The organism is Delftia deserti, from assembly GCF_042653485.1.
GTDB classification, from domain to species: domain Bacteria; phylum Pseudomonadota; class Gammaproteobacteria; order Burkholderiales; family Burkholderiaceae_C; genus Comamonas; species Comamonas acidovorans.
Map to the genome: position 1 here is coordinate 5,319,591 of NZ_JBHSIH010000001.1, position 23,994 is coordinate 5,343,584.

Here is a 23,994-nt window from a genome sequence, read left to right on the forward strand (position 1 = left end):
CAGGAGATTGCCGAATGCCTTTGTAGGCGCATCGCCTAAAATTGAGGCATCGGCGCCACTGGGCGCCGCCTTGCCAAAGGCTTCGGTTATGTCGCTGGATTTCGGATCGGTTTGGAACCTCGCCGTGGATTGGATGGCCCATGGCCTGTGGCAGCTGTCGTGGTGGCAGCTGCTGCTGTACGCCCTGGTCACCACCCACATCACCATTGCGGGCGTCACCATCTTCCTGCACCGCTGCCAGGCCCACCGCTCGCTGGACCTGGGGCCGATTCCTTCGCACTTCTTCCGTTTCTGGCTGTGGCTGGGCACGGGCATGGTCACCAGGCAGTGGGTGGCCATCCACCGCAAGCACCACGCCAGGTGCGAAACCGAGGAAGACCCCCACAGCCCGCAGACACGTGGCCTGGACACCGTGATGCGCCAGGGTGCGGAGCTGTACCGCGAAGAGGCGAAGAACGCCGAGACACTCAGGAAGTTCGGCCACGGCACGCCCGACGACTGGATCGAGCGCCATCTCTACAGCCGGCATTCGATCTGGGGCCCTTCGCTGATGCTGATCATCAACGTACTGCTGTTCGGTGCCATCGGGCTGACGATCTGGGCCGTGCAGATGGCCTGGATTCCGTTCTGGGCTGCCGGCGTGGTCAACGGCCTGGGCCATTTCTGGGGCTACCGCAACTTCGAGGCCCAGGATGCCAGCACCAACCTCGTGCCCTGGGGCCTGATCATTGGCGGCGAGGAACTGCACAACAACCACCATACCTACCCGACCTCGGCGAAGTTCTCGGTCAAGCGCTATGAGTTCGACGTGGGCTGGGTCTACATCAGCGCCATGCAGAGGCTGGGCTGGGCCAAGGTCAAGAAGACGGCGCCGCGGCTGGTCATGGGCGCCGTCAAGCCCGTGGCCGACGAAAAGACGCTGGAGGCCGTGATCGCCAACCGCTACGAGGTCATGGCCCGCTATGCGCGCGGCGTGCGCGCCGCCGTGCAGATCGAACTCGATGCGCTCAAGCAGCGCAAGGCCCGGCAGGCCGACCTGTCCCTGCTCAAGACGGCGCGCCGCTGGCTGCACCGCGATGCCGACAAGGTGCCCGCCCAGGCGCAGGGGCAGCTGGCCCAGGCGCGCGCCGCCCACCCCGTGCTCGACCAGATGCTGGTCATGCGCGAGGAGCTGCGCCAGCTGTGGCTGAACACCTCGCTGTCGCGCGAGCAACTGACGGCCCATCTGCAGGCCTGGTGCCATCGCGCCGAGGCCAGCGGCATTGCCGCGCTCAAGGAGTTTTCCGTCAAGCTGCGCGCTGCCCACGCCTGAGGCCGCGAAGCCAGCCGGCCGCCGACCATGCCCGGGGCCGCATCCCCTCTTCGGAGGCGATGCGGCTTTTTGCTGTGGGGCTCGGCCGCAGTTCCAGGCTTGCCATGGCCTGGGACAAGGAGCTGACCCGTATCTGCAGATCGGCGCCCGCACGCCAGCCCTGGCCCGGCTGCAGCCTGAGGGCCGGCGCGGGCACCCCATCCGCCCAGGCCTGTTGCGGGGCGGTGATTTCCAGCGGGCCGTGGCGGCAGAACAGTTCACTGCCCTCCTGCACATGCAGGTGCAGATCGCTGCCGGGAGCAAGATGGCGCAGTTCGAAGGAGCGGGTATCGGCGTTGTGCATGGTCTGTGTCCTGTGATTCCAGGCCCTCAAGCGTAGGCACGCGGCCCTCATCGGCACAGGCACAGCCCGCGGCTTGTTGCATCGCAGCAGTGCAGATGGCGGTGGATCTGTTCTGCTTTGTGGTCGATGGATCTGTATCTGTTGCGTAACAGCGCCTTGCGGCAAGATCGCGGGCAAGTCCTCTCGTCCCCGATTCGTTCTCCATCTGTTCCATGACCCTTGCCAGCGCCTCTCCGACCCTGTACCGCCGCTTGGCCGCCGACTACAGCCTGGCCATGGAACTGGGTACGCTCAAGGCGGGCGAGCGCATGCCTTCCGTGCGCGAGCTGATGCGCCGCCATGAGGTCAGCCTGTCCACGGCGCTGCAGACGCTGCGGCATCTGGAAGACCTGGGCCAGCTTGAAGCCCGCCCGCGCGTGGGCTACTTCGTGCGCGATGCCCGGCCTGCAGGTCTGGCACCTGCCAGCGAGCCGGACCTGAGCCAGCCGGTGCAACCGCTGCCGCAGCCGCACTTTGCAGGTATCAATGAACACATTTCCCTGATGCTGGAGCGCGGTCGCCAGGCCGACGTGCGCGTGGACCTGGGCGGTGCCACGCCGCCGCCCGAACTGTTCGATCGCGGCTACCTGAACCAGGCCGCCGCCCGGCTGCTGCGCGAGCAGCCCGACCTGTTGGTGCTGGGGCGCTCCATGATGGGCAGCCACCCTGATTTCCAGCGCGCCATGGCGCGGCGCGCGCTGGCGGCGGGCATCCATGTGGCACCGGCCGATGTGCTGGCGACCACGGGCAATTCCGAGGCCGTGAGCCTGGCGCTGGCCGCCGTGGCCTCGCCCGGCGACGTGGTGGCCGTGGAGTCGCCGACCTACTACGGCCTGCTGCAGGTGGTGGAGTCCTTGCAGATGCAGGCGCTGGAGATTCCCTGCAGCCCGCGCACCGGCCTGTCCATCGAGGCGCTGGAGCTGGCCCTGCAGACCCAGCCGCGCCTGAAGGCCGTGGTGGTCGTGCCCGAGCTGCAGATGCCGCTGGGTACGCGCATTCCCGATGAACACAAGGCCAGGCTGGTCGAGCTGTGTACCGCCCACGGCGTGGCGCTGATCGAGGACGACTCCTACGGCCTGTTCGTGGAAAGCAGCCAGCCCGTGCGCCCCATCAAGGCCTGGGATCGCCTGCCGGGCCAGGTGATCTATTGCGAGGCCTTCAACAAGAGCATGGCGCCGGGCCTGCGCCAGGGCTGGATGAACGCCGGCCAGTGGCATGGCCGGGTGCAGATGCTCAAGTTCGCGCGCAGCCGGGGCACCCAGACCCTGGCCCAGTTGCTGGCGGCCGCCTGCGTGGGCTCGCCCGCGCATCTGCGCAATCTGCAGCGCCTCAAGCAGCAGTTGCGGCGCCAGCGTGAAGGCATGGCGCAGCTGGTGGCGCGGTTTTTCCCGCTGGGCACGCGGCTGAGCCTGCCGCCCGGCGGGCTCAGCCTGTGGCTGGAGTTTCCGGCCGGTGTCTCCACTTCCGGCCTTTTCACCGAGGCGCTGGCGCGCGGCATCCGCACGGCGCCGGGCAGCATGTTCTCGAACTCGGGGCGCTACGAGCACTGCATGCGCCTGGGCTGCACCCTGCCGGTGGATGCCGTGGTCGAGCAGGCCTGCCGCGAGCTGGGTGCCATGGCCTGTGCGCAGCTGGGCCAGCCGGTGCGTAGCGGGTGACTGGCATAAAACGGACGCAAAAAAACCGCCGGGCTTGCGCCGGGCGGTTCTTGTCGGTACCGGGAACAGGCTGAATTACTTCAGCTTGATTTCCTTGTACGTGACGTGCTTGCGAGCCTTGGGATCAAACTTCATGATCGCCATCTTCTCGGGCATTGTCTTCTTGTTCTTGGTCGTGGTGTAGAAGTGGCCGGTTCCTGCAGTGGATTCCAGCTTGATCTTTTCGCGTCCGCCTTTAGCAGCCATGGTGTTTCTCCTTGAGGGATTTAGGCTTGGCCACGGGCACGCAGGTCTGCGAGCACGGAGTCGATACCGTTCTTGTCGATCAGGCGCAGAGCAGCGCTGGAAACGCGCAGGCGCACCCAACGGTTTTCGCTCTCAACCCAGAAACGGCGGTATTGCAGGTTGGGCAGGAAACGACGCTTGGTCTTGTTGTTGGCGTGGGAAACATTGTTTCCCACCATGGGCTTCTTGCCCGTTACTTCACATACGCGTGCCATGAGGACACTCCGATAGTTGTACAGCCGCCGACGCTGATGCCCTGCATTTGCTGCATGGCCTGCCGGCAACCTCACCTCGCCATAAAGGGTGGCGGTAACCCCATGCTGAAAGTGTCCTGGCCATGCAAGCAAGGCACGCTTCAAATTCAGCAAAGCCACGGATTATAGCGTCTCCATGAGAAAAGCCCCTGGGCCAGCCAAACACGGCTGGAGCCAGGGGCTTTTGCCGCCCTGCGGGAGAGCAGGGCGGGCGGGGTGGCTTCCTGCTTATTCCTGTTCGAGGAAGCGCTGGGCGTCCAGCGCGGCCATGCAGCCCGTGCCGGCGCTGGTGATGGCCTGGCGGTAGACATGGTCCTGCACGTCGCCGGCCGCGAACACGCCGGGCACGCTGGTCTGCGTGGCAAAGCCCTTGAGGCCGCCCTGGGTGATGATGTAGCCGGTCTCGTCCATCTCCAGGTGGCCCTTGAAGATCTCGGTATTGGGCGCATGGCCGATGGCGATGAAGCAGCCCTGCAGCTGGATGTCCTCGGCATGGCCGTCCTGGGTGCTCTTGATGCGGATGCCGGTCACGCCGGACTGGTCGCCCAGCACCTCTTCGAGCACGAAGTGGGTCTTGAGTTCGATCTTGCCGGCCCGGACCTTGTCCATGAGCTTGTCCACGAGGATGGGCTCGGCCTTGAACTTGTCGCGGCGGTGCACCAGGGTGACCTTGCTGGCGATGTTGGACAGGTACAGGGCTTCCTCGACGGCCGTGTTGCCGCCGCCGACCACGCACACGGGCTGCTCGCGGTAGAAGAAACCGTCGCAGGTGGCGCAGCCGGAGACGCCGCGGCCCATGAAGGCCTCTTCGGAGGGCAGGCCCAGGTACTTGGCCGAGGCGCCGGTGGCGATGATCAGGCTGTCGCAGGTATAGGTGCCGGAGTCGCCGGTCAGCGTGAAGGGGCGCTTGGAGAAATCGACGCTGTGGATGTGGTCGAACACCACCTGGGTCTTGAAGCGCTCTGCGTGCTCCAGGAAGCGCTGCATCAGCTCGGGGCCCTGCACGCCGTTCACGTCTGCAGGCCAGTTGTCCACCTCGGTCGTCGTCATCAGCTGGCCGCCCTGGGCCATGCCGGTCACCAGCAGCGGGTTGAGGTTGGCGCGCGCGGCATAGATGGCGGCCGTGTAGCCGGCAGGGCCGGAGCCGAGGATCAGGACTTTGGCGTGTTGCGTAGAAGACATGGATGCAGTTCTTGAAAAAGGCGCACGCCGGCAGTCGGCGTGCAGAAAAAAAGATACATCGGGCAGAGCAGTGGAGTATCGCTCCGCAGTCAGGTTCCCGTTGCCATATGGATCAATGGCCCGGATTGTCAAAAATGATCGACGTGGCGCCGTCATGCGGCGGCGTCATGCTCTGTTGCAAGTGCTTGCATTACGCTAGCGGGTCGCCCTGGCTGTTTTTGCGGCCAGTCCGAGGGGGCTGGGGTAAGCTCCCGCCTGCGTATGACTTACTCATTGAACGCTCTGAACGCTTCCACATCCGCCAAGGGCAAATCCAGGTCTGCGGCGCGCCCCGGCATGGTGGCGCGCTTCGGCCACGAAATGCTGCTGCTGGCGGGGCTGCTGGCCCTGGTGTTCTGGCTTGCCTCCATGCTCAGCTACTCGCCCCAGGATCCAGCGTGGTCCACCTCCGGGGCGGGACACGCGCGCCTGGTCGCCAACTGGATGGGCCGCGTCGGAGCCTGGCTGGCCGACGCCTGCTATTTCGGTTTCGGCATGTCGGTCTGGTGGCTGGTGCTGGCCTCGCTGCAGACCTGGCTGTCTTCCTTTGCGCGCTGGCTGCGCGGCGGCGTGCCGCGCGACGGTGTGCCACTGCCGCCCCTGTGGCGCCGGCGCCTGCGTTTTTGGGGCGGGCTGCTGCTGCTGCTGGGTGCGAGCTGCGCACTGGAGTGGACGCGCCTGTACCGCTTCGAGAGCGTGCTGCCCGGCCCGGCCGGCGGCGTCTTCGGTTACATGCTGGGGTACCACAGCCTGCAGTGGCTGGGCTTCATGGGCTCGGGCCTGATCGGAATCTGCGTGGCCGTGATCGGCCTGGCCATGGTGTTCCGCTTTTCCTGGGGTCATCTGGCCGAATCCATGGGCGCACGCCTGGACGGCTGGGTGCTCTTTCTTTTTGCGCGCCGTGAAAAGGCCCGGGACGAAGCCGCAGGCCGCCGCGCTGCGCGCGAGCGCGAGGAAGTGGTGCAGGAGGAGCGCACGGAAAGCGCCGTGCAGCACCCGCAGCCCGTGCAGATCATCGAGCCCGTGTTGCAAGAGGCTGCGGCCCCCAGCGTGCGCGTGGTCAAGGAGCGCCAGAAGCCCCTGTTCTCCGAACTGCCCGACAGCAAGCTGCCCCAGGTGGACCTGCTCGATGCGGCGCAGCAGCGCCAGGAAAGCGTCTCGCCCGAGACGCTGGAGATGACCAGCCGGCTGATCGAAAAGCGCCTCAAGGACTTTGGCGTCGATGTGCATGTGGTGGCCGCCATGCCCGGCCCCGTGATCACGCGCTACGAGATCGAGCCGGCCACCGGCGTCAAGGGCTCGCAGATCGTGAACCTGGCCAAGGATCTGGCGCGTTCGCTGTCCCTGGTGTCCATCCGCGTGATCGAGACGATTCCCGGCAAGAATTTCATGGCGCTGGAGCTGCCCAATGCCAAGCGCCAGTCCATCCGCCTGTCCGAGGTGCTGGGCTCGCAGGTCTACCACGACGCCAAGAGCATGCTGACCATGGGCCTGGGCAAGGACATCGTGGGCAATCCGGTCGTGGCCGATCTGGCCAAGATGCCGCACGTGCTGGTGGCCGGCACCACGGGCTCGGGCAAGTCGGTGGGGATCAACGCCATGATCCTGTCGCTGCTGTACAAGGCCGAGGCCCGCGATGTGCGCCTGCTGATGATCGACCCCAAGATGCTGGAAATGTCGGTCTACGAAGGCATTCCGCACCTGCTGTGCCCCGTGGTCACCGACATGAAGCAGGCCGCCAACGGCCTGAACTGGTGCGTGGCCGAGATGGAGCGCCGCTACAAGCTCATGAGCAAGCTGGGCGTGCGCAACCTGGCGGGCTACAACGTCAAGATCGACGAGGCCAAGGCGCGCGAGGAATCCATTCCCAACCCCTTCAGCCTCACGCCCGAGGAGCCCGAGCCGCTGCAGCGCCTGCCGCACATCGTCATCGTCATCGACGAGCTGGCCGACCTGATGATGGTGGTCGGCAAGAAGATCGAGGAGCTGATCGCGCGCCTGGCCCAGAAGGCCCGCGCGGCCGGCATCCACCTGATCCTGGCCACCCAGCGCCCCAGCGTGGACGTGATCACCGGCCTGATCAAGGCCAACATCCCCACGCGCATCGCCTTCCAGGTCAGCAGCAAGATCGACAGCCGCACCGTGCTTGACCAGATGGGCGCCGAATCCCTGCTGGGCATGGGCGACATGCTCTACATGGCCAGCGGCACGGGCCTGCCCGTGCGCGTGCACGGCGCCTTCGTGTCGGACGAGGAAGTGCACCGCGTGGTGGGCTACCTCAAGGAGCAGGGCGAGGCAGACTACATCGAAGGCGTGCTCGAAGGCGGCACGGCCGAGGGCGACAGCGAGTTCGGCTCGGAGTCCGGCGACGGCGGCAGCGGCGAGAAGGATCCCATGTACGACCAGGCCGTGGAAGTGGTCCTCAAGGACCGCAAGGCCAGCATCTCGTATGTGCAGCGCAAGCTCAGGATTGGTTACAACCGCTCGGCGCGGCTGCTGGAAGATATGGAAAAGGCGGGCCTGGTCAGCGGTCTCACGGCCAGCGGGCAGCGCGAAGTGCTGGTGCCCGCGCGCGCCGGGGAATGAGCCCGCCACCCCGCAATCATGGAGAAAGAATGAAACGTCTGTTGACTGCAGTTGTGATCGCGGCAAGCGCGACGGCCTCGTGGGCCGACGGCCTCAAGAGCCTGGAAGCCTTCATGAAGAATTCCCAGGCCGGCCGCGCCGAATTCACCCAGGCCGTCACGGCCCCGTCCAAGGACGGCCAGCCGCCGCGCACCAAGAACTCCAGCGGCCAATTCGAATTCCAGCGTCCCGGCAAATTCAGGTTCGTCTACACCAAGCCGTTCGAGCAGACCATCGTCGCCGACGGCAAGACGCTGTGGCTCTATGACGCCGACCTCAACCAGGTCACGCAGCGCCCCCAGGCCCAGGCCCTGGGCAGCACGCCGGCCGCCATCCTGGCGTCGGCCAACGATCTCAAGGCGTTGAGCGCCGACTTCGATCTGCAGTCCGCGCCCGAGCAGGATGGCCTGCAATGGGTCCAGGCCAGCCCCAAGGACAAGAACGGCCAGCTCAAGAGCGTGCGCGTGGGCTTTGCGGCCGATGGCCAGCTTTCGGCGCTGGACATCCTTGACAGCTTTGGCCAGCGTTCGCTGATCCGCTTCAGCCGGCTGCAGACCCAGGCGTCCCTGCCGGCCTCGACTTTCGAGTTCAAGGTGCCAGCGGGCGCCGACGTGCTCAAGCAGTAAGCCGCGCTGCCGCGCGGGGCAACCCTTCAGGCCAGTCGCAGGCTGCAGTGCGCAGTTTGTGAGGTTTTGTAATGGTTTTGCCTAATATCGTCGAGACAATGGCGGCCTGCGGCCAGCGATTGTTTCGACGTCCCTCCGAGGACATGCTGGCCGGCTCTCGCATGCCTTTATGAACCTCAGTCGCAAGTTGCCGCTCGCCATTGCCATGGCGCTGCTATTCACCCTCGCTGCCGGATTCTTCGGACTCTGGTCGGCCCATCGATCCCTAGGCGTCTTTCACGGCGATGTCCAGCGCCACATGGCGGCGGAACGCCTTGCCGCCGAGGTGGAAGGCCACTTCAAAACCCAGGTCCAGGAATGGAAGAACGTGCTGCTGCGCGGCTCGGACAACGCGCTGCGCGAGCAGCACTGGAAGGGCTTTCTGGCCGATGAGCGCGCCGTGCAGGACAAGACCGTGGCCTTGCTGGCCCTGGTGGACGATGCCTCGCTGCGCGAGATCGCCCAGGGCTTTGTGGCGCAGCACCGCAAGATGGCCGAAGGCTACCGCGTGGGGCTGGACAAATTCGAGGCCACGGGCTTCGACCCCTCCGTGGGCGACATGGCCGTGCGCGGCGTGGACCGCGAGCCGGCCGAGCTGCTGTCCCAGCTCAAGGCCGGCATTGCGGCGCAGAGCAAGGCGGTGGCCGACGATGCCTACAGCAGCGGCAAGCACGCCACGGAGCTGAGCCTGGTGCTGATGCTGGTGGCGGCCGTGGCCGGCGTGGCCATTGGCTGGCTCATCACCCGTGCCGTGGTGGCACCGCTGCGCAGCGCGGTCCAGCTGGCCGAGAATGTGGCCCAGGGCCATCTGACCAATGCCATAGCGAGCGGCGGGCGCGACGAACTGGGCCAGCTGCTGCGGGCGCTGGGCGCCATGCAGGAGCAGTTGCGCAGCATCGTCGTGGAAGTGCGGGGCAATGCGGAGCAGGTGGCATCCGCCAGCTCGCAGATCGCGGCCGGCAACAGCGACCTGGCCCAGCGCACCGAGCAGCAGGCATCGGCCCTGCAGATGACGGCTTCGTCCATGGACCAGCTCGACTCCACCGTGCGCGGTAATGCCGATCACGCAGAGAAGGCCAACCTGCTGGCTTCGTCCGCCAGCGACATCGCCACGCGCGGCGGCGATGCCATCTCGGCCGTCGTGGGCACCATGCGCAGCATCCAGGATGCATCCGAGCGCGTGGTCAGCATCATCGAGGTGATCGACGGCATCGCGTTCCAGACCAATATTCTTGCGCTCAATGCGGCCGTGGAGGCCGCACGGGCCGGAGAACAGGGCCGGGGCTTTGCCGTGGTCGCCGCCGAGGTCCGCACGCTGGCCCAGCGCAGTTCGGGCGCGGCGCGGGAAATCCGTGACCTGATCCAGGCCAACGCCCAGCGCGTGGCCCTGGGTGCCGAGGAGGTGGACAGCGCGGGTGCGACCATGGCCTCGGTGCAGGAGGTGATTGCCAAGGTCTCGCGCATGATCGGCGCCATCAGCCACTCCAGCGGCGAACAGAGCGCGGGCGTGAGCCACGTCAACAGCGCCATCGTCCGCATCGAGGAGGGGACCCAGCAGAACGCCGCGCTGGTGGAGCAGACCAGTTCGGCCGCCGAGAGCCTGCGCAAGCAGGCCCATCAGCTGGTCGAACTCATGGCGCGTTTCAGGACGGCCTGAACGCGGTGGCCGGGGCCGGGCGCAGCCGGTCGTGGAGCGCCGCCAGCACCAGGGTGGCTGCCACGGGCAGGGCCCAGCCCATGCCGTTGCCCGGCAGGCTGTTCAGGAAGGCGGGCAGCCAGTCCTGCCAGCCGGCCGCCTTGGCCGCATCGATGAGGCCAAACACCAGGGCCACGGCCAGCACCGGCGCGAACACGCGCTGCGCATTGCGCCACAGGCCTGACAGCAGGCTCAACACCACCAGGGCGATGGCCAGCGGATAAATGCCCACCAGCACGGGGCCGGAAAGGGCGATCAGCTGGGCCAGGCCCTGGTTGGACACCAGGATGCACGCCAGGCCAATGGCCACCACCACCGCGCGGTAGGGCAGGCGCAGCATCTCGCTGAAGTAGGCGCCACAGGCGCTGACCAGGCCCACGGCCGTGGTCAGGCAGGCCAGGGAAATCACCACCGCCAGCAGCAGGCTGCCGATGGGGCCGAAGGTGTGATCCACATAGCGCGTGAGGATGAGCACGCCGGTCTGCGCCTGCGGGGCGATGGACTGGCTGGTGGCGCCCAGATGGATCAGCGACAGGTACACCAGGCCCAGGCCCACGGCCGCGATCACGCCCGCGATGATGGCGTAGCGCGTCTGCAGCCCGGTGTGGGAGATGCCCCGGTCCCGGATGGCGTTGACGATGACGATGCCGAAGGCCAGGGCGCCCAGCGCGTCCATGGTCTGGTAGCCCTCCAGAAACCCTTCGGTCAGGGGCGCGACCAGGTAGTCGCCGCTGGCGCTGGTGGCGGCACCGGCCGGCAGCAGCACGGCGGCGGCACCCAGCACCACCAGGGCCAGGATCAGCACCGGCGTGATCAGCTTGCCGATGGTGTCGATCAGCTTGCCGGGGAACAGGGACAGGCCCATGACCAGCACAAAGTACACCGCCGAGTAGATGAACAGCGCAGTGCTGCTGTGGCCCACGAAGGGCGCAAAGCCCATCTCGAACGACACGGTGGCCGTGCGCGGCGTGGCAAACAGCGGGCCGAGGATGAGATAGATCAGCAGGCCCAGCACCATGCCGGCCTTGCGGCCCACGGGCGAGGTCAGCGCATCGAGCCCGCCGCCCACGCGCGCCAGCGCCACCACGGTGAGCAACGGCAGGCCCACGCCCGTCAGCAGAAAGCCCGTGGCCGCAGCGGCCGCGTGCTCGCCGGCGCCCTGGCCGACCATGGGCGGAAAGATGATGTTGCCCGCGCCGAGGAACAGCGCAAAGGTCATGAAGCCTAGGGCGATAAGGTCCCGGGTCTTGAGTGTTTGCATGGATGCAGAAATGAAAAGGTCCTGCCTTGCCGCATGGCAGGCAGTTCCGGAAACGGTGGGAGGCGCGGAGCGATGGGGCAGCAATGGCGCAGGCCCGATGGCCGCGCATGCCGCGCGGCCGGCTCCGCAAAGGGCAGCATTTTAGGGCGGTGGCCCGAAGCGGGTGAAAAATGTCAGTGATTGCTCTTGATGAGATGCATGCAAACCATTCCTGTCATGTGAGTGACATGCCTGCAGGCGATGGCCAGGCTACCGGCTGGCGATCCATGGCTTCATCCCCCGCGGCCAGGTACAGGCATCAGGGGCTGGCGCACCCGCTGCCGCCATGGCGTGGACAATGGCGTCATGGTTTTGCAACTGCATCTGTTCCCCTCGGCAGCGAATCCGGCACATGGGCTGCCGAACGCCTTCTGCGCGGCGCTGCCTGCGACGGAGCTGGCCCATGGCTGATCTGTTCACCCAGGAGCCCTCCGCACCACTGGCCGAAGCCCTGCGGCCCAAGACCCTGGACGAGGTCGTGGGCCAGTCCCATCTGCTGGGCGAGGGCAAGCCGCTGCGCCTGGCCTTCCAGTCGGGCAAGCCGCACTCCATGATCTTCTGGGGGCCGCCCGGCGTGGGCAAGACCACGCTGGCCCGGCTCACGGCCACGGCCTTCAAGTGCGAGTTCATCGCCCTGTCTGCGGTGTTCTCCGGGGTCAAGGACATCCGCGCGGCCATGGAGCAGGCGCAGCAGAACCTGGCCATGGGCCGGCACACCATCCTCTTCGTGGACGAGATCCATCGCTTCAACAAGTCCCAGCAGGATGCGCTGCTGCCCTATGCGGAAAGCGGGCTGGTGACCTTCATCGGCGCCACCACGGAAAACCCGTCCTTCGAGGTGAACTCGGCCCTGCTGTCGCGCGCTCAGGTCTATGTGCTGCAGTCGCTGACCGACGATGAACTCAGGCAACTGCTGCTGCGGGCGCAGGAAAAGGCCCTGGGCGGCCTGGAGTTCGACGACCTGGCGCGCGACACCATCGTCGGCTATGCCGATGGCGATGCCCGGCGCTTCCTGAACCTGCTGGAGCAATGCCAGACGGCGGCCGGCGCTGCGGGCGTCACGCGGATCGATGCCGAGTTCGTGCAGAACGCGCTGACCTTGAATGCCAGGCGCTTCGACAAGGGCGGCGACAACTTCTACGACCAGATCTCGGCCCTGCACAAGTCCGTGCGCGGCTCTCATCCCGATGCCGCGCTCTACTGGCTCACGCGCATGCTCGATGGCGGGGCCGATGCGCGCTACCTGTCGCGGCGCATCGTGCGCATGGCCTGGGAGGACATCGGCCTGGCCGACCCGCGCGCCATGCAGATCGCCAACGACGCGGCCCTGACCTATGAGCGCCTGGGCAGCCCCGAGGGCGAGCTGGCGCTGGGCCAGGCCGTCATCTACCTGGCCATGGCCGCCAAGAGCAACGCCGGCTACAACGCCTACAACAAGGCCCGGGCCTTCGTGAAGCAGGACAGGAGCCGCGAGGTGCCCGTGCACCTGCGCAACGCGCCCACCAAGCTCATGAAGGAGCTGGGCTACGGCCATGAATACCGCTACGCGCACGATGAGCCCAACGCCTACGCGGCCGGCGAGACCTACCTGCCCGAGGGCATTGCTGAGCCGGGCTGGTACCAGCCCGTGCCCCGGGGCCTGGAAATCAAGATCGGCGAGAAGCTGGCCGTGCTGCGCAAGTGGGACGAAGAGGCTGGCGGCGCATAGCCGAAGCCGGTGAGGGCGGGCCGGTGCCGGGACTAGGCGCCCGGGCCGGGCTCCACCGCCACGTCCCGCGCGTGCAGGGGGGCGTGGCACTCCGAGCAGACGACCAGGGGGTCGAACGTGTGGCCGCACACCGTATGCCGGTGCAGCAGGGGCCGGCCTTGCTCGCCGGACATGTGTACATCACCCCAGTGCACGATGGCCATGACCACCGGATGCAGGTCCAGCCCCTTGGGCGTGAGACGGTACTCATGCCGCATGGGCGCCTCCTGGTAGGCCACCTTCTTGAGCACGCCTGCCTCGACCAGCCTGGCCAACCTGTCCGACAGCATGGGGCGTGAAATGCCCAGGCGTCCCAGGAATTCATCGAAGCGGCGTACGCCCAGAAAGCAGTCGCGCAGCACCAGCAGTGTCCAGCGGTCGCCGATGACCGAGACCGTGCGTGCGATGGAGCAGCGCTCCTCTTCCAGTTCGTTCCATTTCATTGGGCAGTTCCCCGCTTGACGGGTTCTGATTTTAAACCTACCGTGCATTGGGTTCAAAAAATGAACTGACCAATCATCCACGGAGATCCCATGACCGACAAGAAAGCCATTCTCGTGATCGGCGCTGGCGACGCCACGGGCGGCGCCATCGCCCGGCGTTTTGCGCGCGAGGGCTATATCGCCTGCGTCACGCGCCGCGACGCGGACAAGCTCCAGCCCCTGGTCGAACAGATCCGCGCCGCCGGTGGCCAGGCCCATGGTTTTGGCAGCGACGCGCGCAAGGAAGAGGAAATGGTGGCCCTGGTGCAGAAGATCGAGGCCGAGATCGCACCCATCGAGGTCGCCGTCTTCAACATCGGCGCCAACGTGCGCTTCGGCATCACCGAGACCACGGCGCGCGTCTACTTCAAGGTCTGGGAGATGGCGTGCTTCGCCGGCTTCCTGATGGGGCGGGAGGCGGCCAGGGTGATGCTGCCGCGCGGCCGGGGCACCATCCTCTTCACGGGTGCCACGGCCAGCCTGCGCGGGCGCGAGGGCTTTGCGGCGTTTGCCGGTGCCAAGCACGGCCTGCGTGCGCTGGCCCAGAGCATGGCGCGCGAGCTCTGGCCCAAGGGCATCCATGTGGCCCATCCCGTGATCGACGGCGCCATCGACACGGAGTTCATCCGGACCAATTTTCCCGAGCGCTATGCCCTCAAGCAGCAGGACGGCATCCTCAATCCCGACCACATCGCCGACCTCTACTGGCAACTGCACCAGCAGCCGCGCGATGCCTGGACGCATGAAACCGAAATCCGCCCCTGGATGGAGTCCTGGTAGGCCCTTCAGCCCTTTCCGCACCTTCAGCCCCTTCAGCCCCTTCGCTTCGATGCTCCATCCCATTTGATGCAGGCCGCGCCATGAACCCCAACGTGCAATTCCTCTTCGACTTCGGCAGCCCCAACGCCTATCTCTGCCACCAGGTCATCCCCGCAATCGAGGCGCGCAGCGGCATACGCTTCGACTATGTGCCGGTCCTGCTGGGCGGCCTGTTCAAGCTGGCCAACAACCGCTCGCCGGCCGAGGCGAATGCCGATATTCCCAACAAGCGCGCCTATGAGGCGCTGGAACTGCAGCGTTTCGTGCAAAGCCATGGGCTCACGCGCTTCCGGATGAATCCGCACTTTCCCGTCAACACCCTGCAAATCATGCGCGGGGCCGTGGCGGCGCAGGGCCTGGGCTGCTTCGAGCGCTATGTGGATGCGGTGTTCTCCAGCATGTGGGAGAAGGGCTGCAAGATGGACGATGCCCAGGTGATCGGCACCGAGCTGTCCGGGGCGGGCCTGGACGCCCCGGCCCTGATCGCCGCAAGCCAGACGCCCGAGGTCAAGGCCAGGCTGCTGGCAAATACCGAGCAGGCCTTCCACCGTGGCGCTTTCGGATCGCCCACCTTTTTTGTTGGCGACGAGATCTACTTCGGCAAGGACCGCCTGCGCGATGTGGAGGAGCAAGCGCTGCGGGCCTGCAGCCAGCCTCAGGCCGATCGCCCGTCGTAGCGCGTGGTGCGCAGCGCCTCGGGGTCCACGCCTTCCAGGCAGCGCACGTTGACGGCCGCCATGTGCCGGCCCTGGGGGTCGATGGCCTCGCCGAACGGATGGATGCCGCAGGTCGGGCAGAAGCGGTGCTGGATCAGGTGCCGGTGGAAGGTGTAGGTGCGCATCTGCTCCTCGGGCGTGCTCAGTTGCAGCTGTTCGCGGGGCACGAACCACATGAGGGCGCCCTTGCGCGAGCAGATGGAGCAATTGCAGGCCATGGCCTGGGTGAGTTCGCCTTCCACATCGAAAGCGATGCCGCCGCAGTGGCAGCTGCCGTGGTATTTCATCGGGGTTCTCCGTGGCCGCCGCGGGCTGGCGGCACTGCCGTTGATGGTAGGAGTTCATGCTGGCTACGGCAAATTGCTGCAGTGCTACATAAGAGCACGTGGCTTGTAAAGCCTCGGGAAACCCCGCTGCAACAAGGCGTTGCAGGCCGCCAGGGGGTGCCTAGAATCGCCAATCCCCTGCGGTTTCCGGGCCACAAGCCAGGATGCGGCGGGAGAGCTTCCACCACCATGGCATTGCTGGCTCCGTTCGTTTGGATGCGAGGCACGCTGAATGTCTCCATCCTGGACTAAAGGGGAGAGCGCATATGGACATACTGCTTCAGCAGGTCATCAACGGATTGGTCCTGGGCAGCATGTACGCCCTGATCGCCCTGGGCTACACCATGGTGTACGGCATCATCCAGCTCATCAACTTCGCCCATGGCGAGGTGCTCATGGTCGGCGCGCTGACCAGCTGGAGCTGCATAGGCCTGATGCAGGAGGCCATGCCCGGTGCGCCGGGCTGGCTGATCCTGCTGCTGGCGACCGTGATCGCCTGCGTGGTGGCCGCGGCACTGAATTTCGTGATCGAGAAAGTGGCCTACCGCCGCCTGCGCAGCAGCCCGCGCCTGGCGCCGCTGATCACGGCCATCGGTGTCTCGCTGCTGCTGCAGACGCTGGCCATGATCATCTGGAAGCCCAACTACAAGGCCTATCCCACGCTGCTGCCGAGCACGCCCTTCGAGATCGGCACGGCGGTGATCACGCCCACCCAGATCCTGGTGCTGGTGGTCACGGCGATCGCGCTGGCATCGCTGACCTATCTGGTCAACTACACCAAGCTCGGGCGCGCCATGCGGGCCACGGCCGAGAATCCGCGCGTGGCGGCCTTGATGGGCGTCAAGCCCGACGTGGTGATCTCGGCCACCTTCATCATCGGCGCCGTGCTGGCGGCCATCGCGGGCATCATGTACGCCTCCAACTACGGCACGGCCCACCACACCATGGGCTTTCTGCCGGGGCTCAAGGCCTTCACGGCGGCCGTGTTCGGCGGCATCGGCAACCTGGCCGGTGCCGTGGTCGGCGCCATGCTGCTGGGGCTGATCGAGTCCATAGGCTCGGGCTACATCGGCGACCTCACGGGTGGCGTATTGGGCAGCCACTACACCGACATCTTCGCCTTCATCGTGCTCATCATCATCCTGACGCTGCGCCCCTCGGGCCTGCTGGGTGAGCGTGTGGCCGACCGCGCCTGAGGAGACCCGCATGAACAGCAAGAAGACCGTGCAATGGATTCTGGGCGGCCTGGCGCTGATGGTGCTGCCGCTGGTGCTGCAGTACTTCGGCAATGCCTGGGTGCGCATCGCCGACCTGGCCCTGCTCTATGTGCTGCTGGCACTGGGCCTGAACGTGGTGGTGGGCTATGCAGGCCTGCTGGACCTGGGCTACGTGGCGTTCTACGCCGTGGGCGCCTACATGTTCGCGCTGATGGCCTCGCCGCATCTGGCGGAGACCTTCGAGGGCTTTGCCGCCATGTTCCCTGACGGGCTGCATACCTCCATCTGGCTGGTGATACCGCTGGCGGCGCTGCTGGCGGGCATCACGGGAATACTGCTGGGCATCCCGGTGCTCAAGCTGCGCGGGGACTACCTGGCCATCGTCACGCTGGGCTTCGGCGAGATCATCCGCATCTTCATGAACAACCTGGACCAGCCGGTCAACATCACCAACGGCCCCAAGGGCATAGGCCAGATCGACTCGGTGAAAATTCTGGGCCTGGACCTGGCCAAGCGCCAGGAGATCTTCGGCTACGACATCAGCTCGGTCACGCTGTACTACTACCTGTTCCTCTTCCTGGTGCTGGTCAGCATCGTGATCTGCTGGCGCCTGCAGGACTCGCGCATCGGCCGTGCCTGGATGGCCATCCGCGAGGACGAGATCGCCGCCAAGGCCATGGGCATCAACACGCGCAACATGAAGCTGCTGGCCTTCGGCATGGGCGCTTCCTTCGGTGGTGTCTCGGGCGCCATGTTCGCGGCCTTCCAGGGCTTCGTCTCGCCCGAGTCGTTCAGCCTCATGGAGTCCATCATGATCGTGGCCATGGTGGTGCTGGGCGGCCTGGGCCATCTGCCGGGCGTGATCCTGGGGGCGGTGCTGCTGTCGGCCCTGCCCGAGGTGCTGCGCTATGTGGCCGGTCCCTTGCAGCAGATGACCGACGGGCGGCTTGACGCCTCCATCCTGCGCCAGTTGCTGATCGCGCTGGCCATGATCGTCATCATGCTGATGCGTCCGCGCGGCCTGTGGCCGTCGCCCGAGCATGGCAAGAACCTGCCGCACCAGTCCTGAGCATGGAGACAACGCAGATGGCGAACACGGCAGACAACGGCTCCACCTCCCCGGTGCTCAGGGTTTCGGGCATTTCCAAGCGCTTTGGCGGACTGCAGGCCCTGTCCGATGTGGGCATGACCATCGGCCGGGGCCAGGTCTACGGCCTGATCGGTCCCAACGGCGCGGGCAAGACCACTTTCTTCAACGTGATCACGGGCCTGTACACGCCCGACAGCGGCAGCTTCGAGCTGGCCGGCAAGGCCTACGAGCCCTCGGCCGTACACAAGGTGGCCAAGGCCGGCATTGCGCGCACCTTCCAGAACATCCGGCTGTTTGCCGAGATGACGGCGCTGGAGAACGTGATGGTCGGGCGCCATGTGCGCACGCATTCGGGCCTGATCGGCGCGGTGTTCCGCACGCCAGGCTTCAAGGCCGAGGAAGCCGCGATCCGCGCGCGGGCCCGTGAACTGCTGGACTACGTGGGGATTTCCAAATACGCCGACTTCAAGGCCCGCACGCTGAGCTACGGCGACCAGCGCCGGCTGGAGATCGCGCGGGCGCTGGCCACCGACCCGCAACTGATCGCGCTGGACGAGCCTGCCGCCGGCATGAACGCCACCGAGAAAGTGCAGCTGCGCGAGCTGATCGACCGCATCCGCCGGGACCAGCGCACCATCTTGCTGATCGAGCACGATGTGAAGCTGGTCATGGGCCTGTGCGATCGCGTCACCGTGCTGGACTATGGCAAGCCCATCGCCGAAGGCACGCCGGCCGAGGTGCAGAAGAACGACAAGGTGATCGAAGCCTATCTGGGCACCGGAGGACACTGAACCATGGGTGAGCAAGTGCAAGACAAGGGCGTGTCCGCGCCGGTGCTGTTGAAGGTCCAGGGACTGAAGGTGGCCTATGGGGGCATACAGGCCGTCAAGGGCGTGGACTTCGAGGTCCGCCAGGGCGAGCTGGTCTCGCTGATCGGCTCCAACGGTGCGGGCAAGACCACGACCATGAAGGCCGTCACGCGCAGCCTGCAGATGGCGGACGGCGACGTGCACTACCTGGGCCGCAGCATCCGCAACGTGGGCGCCTGGGATCTGGTGGCCCAGGGCCTGGTCATGGTGCCGGAGGGGCGCGGCGTGTTCGCGCGCATGACCATCACCGAGAACCTGCTCATGGGCGCCTACACGCGCAACGACAAGGCCGGCATTGCCGCCGACATCGAGCGCATGTTCGGCATCTTCCCGCGCCTGAAGGAGCGCCGCGACCAGCTGGCCGGCACCATGTCGGGTGGCGAGCAGCAGATGCTGGCCATGGCGCGCGCGCTGATGAGCCAGCCCAAGGTGCTGCTGCTGGACGAGCCCTCCATGGGCCTGTCGCCCATCATGGTGGACAAGATCTTCGAGGTGGTGCGCGATGTGCATGCGCTGGGCGTGACGCTGGTGCTGGTCGAGCAGAACGCCAGCCGTGCGCTGGCGCTGGCCGACCGCGGCTATGTGATGGAGTCCGGCCTGATCACCATGACCGGGCCCGGCCAGACCCTGCTCAGCGATCCGCGCGTGCGGGCCGCCTACCTGGGCGAGTGAGCTGCGGGGCTGCCGCCTGCGCACAGGTTGCTGGAATGTCCCGTGCCATCGACGGGATATGGCAAAAATATGACGATTTGATGAAGATTCATCGAATGCCAATCGATGCGAAATATTGCGTATCTGTGCGATGAAGCAGGTTTTTCGAGAGAATTCGCGCAAAAAGGCAATTTTTGGAAAGAAATCGAAAATCCAGCTTCTGGCGCTGCGGGCGCGATAATTCAGGCCTTCCAGCACCCGGGCGCACCTCGCATGAACTGGCTCCAACACATCCCCGTCGGGCTGCAGACCGTGGTCCTGCTGGCCATGAGCAATGTCTTCATGACGTTTGCCTGGTATGGGCACCTGAAGAACCACGCCTCGTCGCCCTGGTACGTGGCAGCCCTTGTCAGCTGGGGCATTGCGCTGTTCGAGTACCTGCTGCAGGTGCCCGCCAACCGCATAGGCCACACGCAGTTCAGCGTGGCGCAGCTCAAGATCATCCAGGAGGTGATCACGCTGTCGGTGTTCGCGCCTTTTGCCGTGCTCTACCTGAACCAGCCCCTCAAATGGGACTTCCTCTGGGCCGGCCTGTGCATGGTGGGCGCGGTGTATTTTATTTTTCGCAGCGGCTGACAAGGCGGCGCGCCGACGCGCAAAAACGCGCTTGGGACTCAAGAGTACACTTCGCCCCGTTCAAGCCGGGAAGCCATGCCAAGCATCCGCAATGTGACGCAGTGAGTCGCCTGGTTCCCACTTTTCCCGGTAAGGAGCATTCATGCTTTTTGGCAAACTATTGCCACGCGAAGGCAATTTCTTCGAGATGTTCAACCAGCATGCCGACCGCATCGTCGATGCCGCGCATGCCTTCTCGCAGCTTGTCGCCAACTACAACGATCCTCATCTTCGCGAGAAGTACAACGAGGACGTGAACAACGCCGAGCGTGCCGCCGACCGCGTGACGCATGACGTCACCAAGGCGCTGCACAAGACCTTCATCACGCCGCTGGACCGCGAGCACATCCACTCGCTGATCAACACCATGGACGACGTGGCCGACCTGATCCAGGACTCGGCCGAGACCATGGCGCTGTACGACGTGCGCCACATGACGGATGAGATCACGCGCCTGACCGACCTGTGCGTGCGCTGCTGCGAGCGGCTGCGCGATGCGGTCAAGCTGCTGTCGCGCATCTCCGATCCATCGGTGGTGGACGCGGCGATGAAGACCTGCGAGGAAATCGACCGCCTCGAATCGGATGCCGACCGCGTGATGCGCTCGGCCATGAGCAAGCTGTTCCGCGAAGAGCCCGATGTGCGCGAAGTCATCAAGCTCAAGGCCATCTACGAGCTGCTGGAGACGGTGACCGACCGCTGCGAGGACGTGGCCAACCTGATCGAGGGCATCGTCCTCGAGAATTCCTGAGCCCTCGCGGAGTCGTTTCGTTATGGAATCCGTACAAGCGGCCCTGTGGGTCGTGATCCTGCTGGTGGTGCTGGCCCTGCTGTTCGACTTCATGAACGGCTTCCACGATGCTGCCAACTCGATCGCCACCGTGGTCTCCACGGGCGTGCTCAAGCCCACGCAGGCCGTGGCCTTCGCGGCCTTCTTCAACGTGGTGGCGGTCTTTGTCTTCCACCTCAGCGTGGCGGCCACCGTGGGCAAGGGGATCGTCCAGCCCGGCATCGTGGACACGCACGTGGTCTTCGGCGCCCTGGTCGGCGCCATTGCCTGGAACGTGATCACCTGGCACTACGGCATCCCCAGCAGCTCCTCGCATGCGCTGATCGGCGGCATCGTGGGCGCCGTGATCGCCAAGGCCGGCGCGGGCGCACTGATCGCCAGCGGCATCTGGAAGACCGTGGCCTTCATCTTCGTCTCGCCGCTGCTGGGCTACCTGCTGGGCTCGCTGATGATGGTGCTGGTGGCCTGGATCTGCCGCCGCGCCGCTCCCAACCGGGTGGACCGCTGGTTCCGCCGGCTGCAGCTGGTCTCCGCCGGCGCCTACAGCCTGGGCCACGGCGGCAATGATGCGCAAAAGACCATCGGCATCATCTGGCTGCTGCTGATCGCCACCGGCTATGCCAATGCCGGCGATGCGGAGCCGCCGCTGTGGACCATCGTCAGCTGCTACCTGGCCATCGGCCTGGGCACCATGTTCGGCGGATGGCGCATCGTCAAGACCATGGGCCAGAAGATCACCAAGCTCAAGCCCGTGGGAGGCTTTTGCGCCGAAAGCGGTGGCGCGCTGACGCTGTTCTTCGCGACCTTCCTGGGCGTGCCGGTCTCGACCACGCACACCATCACGGGTGCCATCGTCGGCGTGGGCTCCACCCAGCGTGCCAGCGCCGTGCGCTGGGGCGTGGCAGGCAACATCGTCTGGGCCTGGGTGCTGACGATTCCTGCCAGCGCCTTCGTGGCTTCCATTGCCTACTGGATCAGTCTCCAGCTGTACTGAGCTAGAGCCACCGCCAAAAAGAAAGACCGCCAATGGCGGTCTTTCTTTTTAGGAGAGGCATTGCGCATCACTGGGAAATCTTGCGCGCTTCCTCCACCTGGTGCTCGAAGTAGTGCTGGAAGCTGTAGGCAATGCTGGCCATGAGCACGGCGGCGCCCAGCATCAGGGACAGCGCAATGGCAAAGATGGTTGACCAGCCCGTGCGCCCGGCCTGCGCCTGCAAGTCAACGCCGGGGTTGTGGCGCCGGTTCCAGGCCTCGGTGTCGGTCAGCCCGTAGAGGATGGCGCGCAGCGCGCAGCCGGCGATGGTGAAGCCCAGCAGCGGGATCAGCAGCCAGCTGAGCTGGTCGTCCTGCCCCAGTTGCTGGACGCGCTCGATGCCGTACACGCCCAGCGCCGTGGGCACGGGCAGCAGCCAGCCCAGCCAGTCGCCGAAGCCATGCAGGTAGAAGCGGTGCAGCCCCAGCGGCCCGCCGACAAAGGCCAGCCAGGTCGTCAGGGTCTTGCTTTTGGAGCGCGCAGCCCCCTGCTGTGCTTGAGCGGGCTGAGGCAAAGGCGTGCTGGGTCGGTTCATGCACCCATTATTCGGGCGAACTGCGGTTGCCGTCTCCCAGGGTCTTCTCCATGAGGACGATGTCCAGCCAGCGGCCGAACTTCCATCCCATGGAGCTCAGCGTGCCCGCCGGGGTGAAGCCCGCGGCGCGGTGCACGCCGATGGAGCCGGCATTGGCCGAGTCACCGATCACCGCCAGCAGCTTGCGCACGCCGGCCGCCTCGCATTCGCGCGACAGCGCATCGAGCAGCAGTCGGCCCACGCCCTGGCCGCGCGCCGCGTCATGCACGTAGATGGAATCCTCGGCGGAGAAGCGATAGGCCGGGCGCGGCTTGAACCAGTTGGCATAGGCAAAGCCCAGCACCTGGCCCTGTTCGTCCACGGCGACCAGATAGGGCAGGCCCTTGGCCAGCACGTCCGCGCGGCGCGTGGCCATGTCCGATTCGGCAGGGGGATCGGTCTCGAACGTGCCCGTGCCGTGCAGCACGTGGTGGCGGTAAATGGCGGTGATGGCGGCGAGATCGCCGTCCAGGCTTGAGCGAATGGTAGGCATGGAAAGGGAAGTTGGATATAATCGCTGGTTTTACGGCGTGTCGCTGGCCGGGTGGCCATGTCGCGTGTCTCAAACGCCGCAAAACATGTGCAGCCATTCATTGTCTAGTTAATTGTGTGGTGGCTGCGCCCACCCGAAGGAAAATCATGGTCGTCATTCGACTCTCTCGCGGCGGTTCCAAGGCCCGTCCGTTCTACAACATCGTTGCCGCCGACAAGCGCGTGCGCCGCGATGGTTCGTTCATCGAACGCCTGGGCTTCTACAACCCCAACGCCCGTGGCGGCGAAGAGGGTCTGCGCGTCGCTCTGGACCGCGTGAACTACTGGAAGGGCGTTGGCGCGCAGGCTTCCGAGACCGCAGAGCGCCTGATCAAGCAGGCCACCCAGAAGACTGCTGCCTAATTCAGCATCCCTTCTGAAATCGGGTTCCGTTGGCTTGTCTGACGGAGCCCGTTTTTGTTTTCCCCTCCGGATCGCCTTGCAGGAATCTGCAACGATCTGCATCGACTGTCCATCTACTGCCTACCGACTGCCATGAGCCACATGCCTGAACTCGAAGCCAGCGTACTGCCCGCCGATGCCGTGGAGGTCGGGCGCATCGCCGATGCCTGGGGCATCAAGGGCTGGTTCAAGGTGGCCGCCTTCAGCGCCGACCCCGAGGCCCTGTTCACCGCAAAGCAGTGGTATCTGCAGCCCCCCGAGAAGGGTGCGCGGCAGTTCACCGGTACGGTGCTGCTGCCGGTCAAGCAGGCGCGCGTCCACTCCGATTCCGTCGTCGCCACATCGCCTGCCGTGAACGACCGCAATACCGCCGAGGCCCTGCGTGGCGCGCGCATCTTCGTGGCGCGCAGCGATTTCCCGCAGCCCGAAGATGGCGAGTATTACTGGGTCGATCTGCTGGGCCTGTCCGTGGTCAACCGCGAGGGCGTGGCCCTGGGCGTCGTCCGCGACCTGCTGTCCACCGGCCCGCAGACCGTGCTGGTGCTGGCCTATGAAGAGGATGGCAAGGAGCGCGAGCGCATGATTCCCTTCGTCGATGCCTATGTGGACAAGGTGGATCTGCCGGGCAAGACCATCGTTGCCGACTGGCAGCCCGACTATTGATCGCCGACCTC

At 65.8% G+C, this 23,994-nt stretch carries 26 protein-coding genes; 17 read left to right on the forward strand and 9 right to left on the reverse strand.

Features of this window, described 5'->3' with window-relative positions; genetic code table 11:
• Positions 1 to 88 precede the first annotated feature (88 nt).
• Positions 89 to 1,312, forward strand: a complete 1,224-nt coding sequence (locus ACFPFG_RS25195) for a DesA family fatty acid desaturase (RefSeq protein WP_380108734.1) — start codon at positions 89 to 91, stop codon at positions 1,310 to 1,312.
• Here the strand turns inward: ACFPFG_RS25195 and ACFPFG_RS25200 are convergent.
• Positions 1,287 to 1,655 (reverse strand): hypothetical protein, encoded by a 369-nt coding sequence (locus tag ACFPFG_RS25200; RefSeq protein ID WP_380108736.1) that lies wholly within the window; start codon positions 1,653 to 1,655, stop codon positions 1,287 to 1,289. The genes ACFPFG_RS25195 and ACFPFG_RS25200 overlap by 26 nt on opposite strands.
• A 212-nt stretch (positions 1,656 to 1,867) precedes the next feature.
• Between ACFPFG_RS25200 and ACFPFG_RS25205 the strand changes: the two genes are divergently transcribed.
• Entirely contained in the window at positions 1,868 to 3,352 is a 1,485-nt protein-coding gene (locus tag ACFPFG_RS25205) for an aminotransferase-like domain-containing protein (RefSeq protein ID WP_380108738.1), read from the forward strand.
• 75 nt (positions 3,353 to 3,427) lie between these two features.
• Here ACFPFG_RS25205 and rpmG read toward each other — a convergent pair whose 3' ends face one another.
• From rpmG to trxB, 3 genes are all read right to left on the reverse strand, one after another.
• Positions 3,428 to 3,598, reverse strand: coding sequence for a 50S ribosomal protein L33 (gene rpmG, locus ACFPFG_RS25210; protein ID WP_012207164.1), 171 nt, complete (start codon positions 3,596 to 3,598; stop codon positions 3,428 to 3,430).
• A 20-nt stretch (positions 3,599 to 3,618) separates the two neighbouring features.
• On the reverse strand, positions 3,619 to 3,852 hold the full coding sequence (gene rpmB, locus ACFPFG_RS25215; RefSeq protein WP_012207163.1) for a 50S ribosomal protein L28: 234 nt from the start codon (positions 3,850 to 3,852) through the stop codon (positions 3,619 to 3,621).
• Between the two features lie 267 nt (positions 3,853 to 4,119).
• Positions 4,120 to 5,073, reverse strand: coding sequence for a thioredoxin-disulfide reductase (trxB, locus tag ACFPFG_RS25220; protein ID WP_034396780.1), 954 nt, complete (start codon positions 5,071 to 5,073; stop codon positions 4,120 to 4,122).
• Positions 5,074 to 5,334: 261 nt separating this feature from the next.
• On the opposite strand from trxB, the gene ACFPFG_RS25225 reads away from it, so the two are divergent.
• The 3 genes from ACFPFG_RS25225 to ACFPFG_RS25235 all read left to right on the forward strand — a co-directional run bounded on the left by ACFPFG_RS25225 (position 5,335) and on the right by ACFPFG_RS25235 (position 10,059).
• Positions 5,335 to 7,698, forward strand: a complete 2,364-nt coding sequence (locus tag ACFPFG_RS25225; RefSeq protein ID WP_183019936.1) for a DNA translocase FtsK — start codon at positions 5,335 to 5,337, stop codon at positions 7,696 to 7,698.
• A 29-nt stretch (positions 7,699 to 7,727) separates the two neighbouring features.
• Positions 7,728 to 8,363, forward strand: a complete 636-nt coding sequence (gene lolA / locus ACFPFG_RS25230; RefSeq protein ID WP_183019935.1) for an outer membrane lipoprotein periplasmic chaperone LolA — start codon at positions 7,728 to 7,730, stop codon at positions 8,361 to 8,363.
• Positions 8,364 to 8,532: 169 nt separating this feature from the next.
• Positions 8,533 to 10,059 (forward strand): methyl-accepting chemotaxis protein, encoded by a 1,527-nt coding sequence (locus tag ACFPFG_RS25235; protein ID WP_197955314.1) that lies wholly within the window; start codon positions 8,533 to 8,535, stop codon positions 10,057 to 10,059.
• Here the strand turns inward: ACFPFG_RS25235 and brnQ are convergent.
• Positions 10,046 to 11,359, reverse strand: a complete 1,314-nt coding sequence (gene brnQ / locus ACFPFG_RS25240; RefSeq protein WP_312372756.1) for a branched-chain amino acid transport system II carrier protein — start codon at positions 11,357 to 11,359, stop codon at positions 10,046 to 10,048. The genes ACFPFG_RS25235 and brnQ overlap by 14 nt on opposite strands.
• A 442-nt stretch (positions 11,360 to 11,801) precedes the next feature.
• Between brnQ and ACFPFG_RS25245 the strand changes: the two genes are divergently transcribed.
• Positions 11,802 to 13,106, forward strand: coding sequence for a replication-associated recombination protein A (locus tag ACFPFG_RS25245; protein ID WP_012207157.1), 1,305 nt, complete (start codon positions 11,802 to 11,804; stop codon positions 13,104 to 13,106).
• A gap of 32 nt (positions 13,107 to 13,138) precedes the next feature.
• Here ACFPFG_RS25245 and ACFPFG_RS25250 read toward each other — a convergent pair whose 3' ends face one another.
• The gene (locus ACFPFG_RS25250) at positions 13,139 to 13,588 is read right to left on the reverse strand and encodes a winged helix-turn-helix transcriptional regulator (RefSeq protein WP_183019932.1); all 450 of its coding nucleotides are present in this window, start codon (positions 13,586 to 13,588) and stop codon (positions 13,139 to 13,141) included.
• 90 nt (positions 13,589 to 13,678) lie between these two features.
• Here ACFPFG_RS25250 and ACFPFG_RS25255 point away from each other — a divergent pair, with 90 nt between their 5' ends.
• Positions 13,679 to 14,407, forward strand: a complete 729-nt coding sequence (locus ACFPFG_RS25255) for an SDR family oxidoreductase (protein ID WP_183019931.1) — start codon at positions 13,679 to 13,681, stop codon at positions 14,405 to 14,407.
• An 80-nt stretch (positions 14,408 to 14,487) separates the two neighbouring features.
• Positions 14,488 to 15,123 (forward strand): 2-hydroxychromene-2-carboxylate isomerase, encoded by a 636-nt coding sequence (locus tag ACFPFG_RS25260; protein WP_183019930.1) that lies wholly within the window; start codon positions 14,488 to 14,490, stop codon positions 15,121 to 15,123.
• Here ACFPFG_RS25260 and ACFPFG_RS25265 read toward each other — a convergent pair.
• Positions 15,102 to 15,449: a GFA family protein gene (locus ACFPFG_RS25265; protein WP_183019929.1), complete on the reverse strand. Its 348-nt coding sequence runs from the start codon at positions 15,447 to 15,449 to the stop codon at positions 15,102 to 15,104. The two genes, ACFPFG_RS25260 and ACFPFG_RS25265, sit on opposite strands and share 22 nt — an antisense overlap.
• Before the next feature lie 305 nt (positions 15,450 to 15,754).
• Between ACFPFG_RS25265 and ACFPFG_RS25270 the strand changes: the two genes are divergently transcribed.
• The 7 genes from ACFPFG_RS25270 (at position 15,755) to ACFPFG_RS25300 (ending at position 21,774) form a co-directional block, all read left to right on the forward strand.
• Positions 15,755 to 16,684, forward strand: coding sequence for a branched-chain amino acid ABC transporter permease (locus ACFPFG_RS25270; RefSeq protein WP_012207152.1), 930 nt, complete (start codon positions 15,755 to 15,757; stop codon positions 16,682 to 16,684).
• A gap of 10 nt (positions 16,685 to 16,694) precedes the next feature.
• Positions 16,695 to 17,774, forward strand: a complete 1,080-nt coding sequence (locus ACFPFG_RS25275; protein ID WP_013800924.1) for an ABC transporter permease subunit — start codon at positions 16,695 to 16,697, stop codon at positions 17,772 to 17,774.
• 17 nt (positions 17,775 to 17,791) lie between these two features.
• Positions 17,792 to 18,586: an ABC transporter ATP-binding protein gene (locus ACFPFG_RS25280; RefSeq protein WP_012207150.1), complete on the forward strand. Its 795-nt coding sequence runs from the start codon at positions 17,792 to 17,794 to the stop codon at positions 18,584 to 18,586.
• A gap of 3 nt (positions 18,587 to 18,589) precedes the next feature.
• Positions 18,590 to 19,336, forward strand: a complete 747-nt coding sequence (locus tag ACFPFG_RS25285) for an ABC transporter ATP-binding protein (protein WP_012207149.1) — start codon at positions 18,590 to 18,592, stop codon at positions 19,334 to 19,336.
• Between the two features lie 252 nt (positions 19,337 to 19,588).
• Complete coding sequence (locus ACFPFG_RS25290; RefSeq protein ID WP_012207148.1) at positions 19,589 to 19,951, forward strand: DMT family protein; 363 nt, start codon at positions 19,589 to 19,591, stop codon at positions 19,949 to 19,951.
• Positions 19,952 to 20,093: 142 nt separating this feature from the next.
• Positions 20,094 to 20,741 carry a DUF47 domain-containing protein gene (locus ACFPFG_RS25295; protein ID WP_012207147.1) on the forward strand — a complete coding sequence of 216 codons (648 nt, stop codon included), beginning with the start codon at positions 20,094 to 20,096 and terminating at the stop codon, positions 20,739 to 20,741.
• 22 nt (positions 20,742 to 20,763) lie between these two features.
• The gene (locus ACFPFG_RS25300) at positions 20,764 to 21,774 is read left to right on the forward strand and encodes an inorganic phosphate transporter (RefSeq protein WP_012207146.1); all 1,011 of its coding nucleotides are present in this window, start codon (positions 20,764 to 20,766) and stop codon (positions 21,772 to 21,774) included.
• Positions 21,775 to 21,841: 67 nt separating this feature from the next.
• Here ACFPFG_RS25300 and ACFPFG_RS25305 read toward each other — a convergent pair whose 3' ends face one another.
• Positions 21,842 to 22,348 (reverse strand): NINE protein, encoded by a 507-nt coding sequence (locus ACFPFG_RS25305; RefSeq protein WP_088163932.1) that lies wholly within the window; start codon positions 22,346 to 22,348, stop codon positions 21,842 to 21,844.
• Positions 22,349 to 22,355: 7 nt separating this feature from the next.
• Positions 22,356 to 22,880: a GNAT family N-acetyltransferase gene (locus tag ACFPFG_RS25310; RefSeq protein ID WP_034364110.1), complete on the reverse strand. Its 525-nt coding sequence runs from the start codon at positions 22,878 to 22,880 to the stop codon at positions 22,356 to 22,358.
• A 146-nt stretch (positions 22,881 to 23,026) separates the two neighbouring features.
• On the opposite strand from ACFPFG_RS25310, the gene rpsP reads away from it, so the two are divergent.
• Entirely contained in the window at positions 23,027 to 23,281 is a 255-nt protein-coding gene (gene rpsP, locus ACFPFG_RS25315) for a 30S ribosomal protein S16 (protein WP_012207143.1), read from the forward strand.
• A 132-nt stretch (positions 23,282 to 23,413) separates the two neighbouring features.
• A complete protein-coding gene (gene rimM, locus ACFPFG_RS25320) occupies positions 23,414 to 23,983 on the forward strand; it encodes a ribosome maturation factor RimM (RefSeq protein WP_183019928.1) in 570 nt (189 codons plus the stop codon).
• The last annotated feature ends 11 nt before the right edge of the window (positions 23,984 to 23,994 follow it).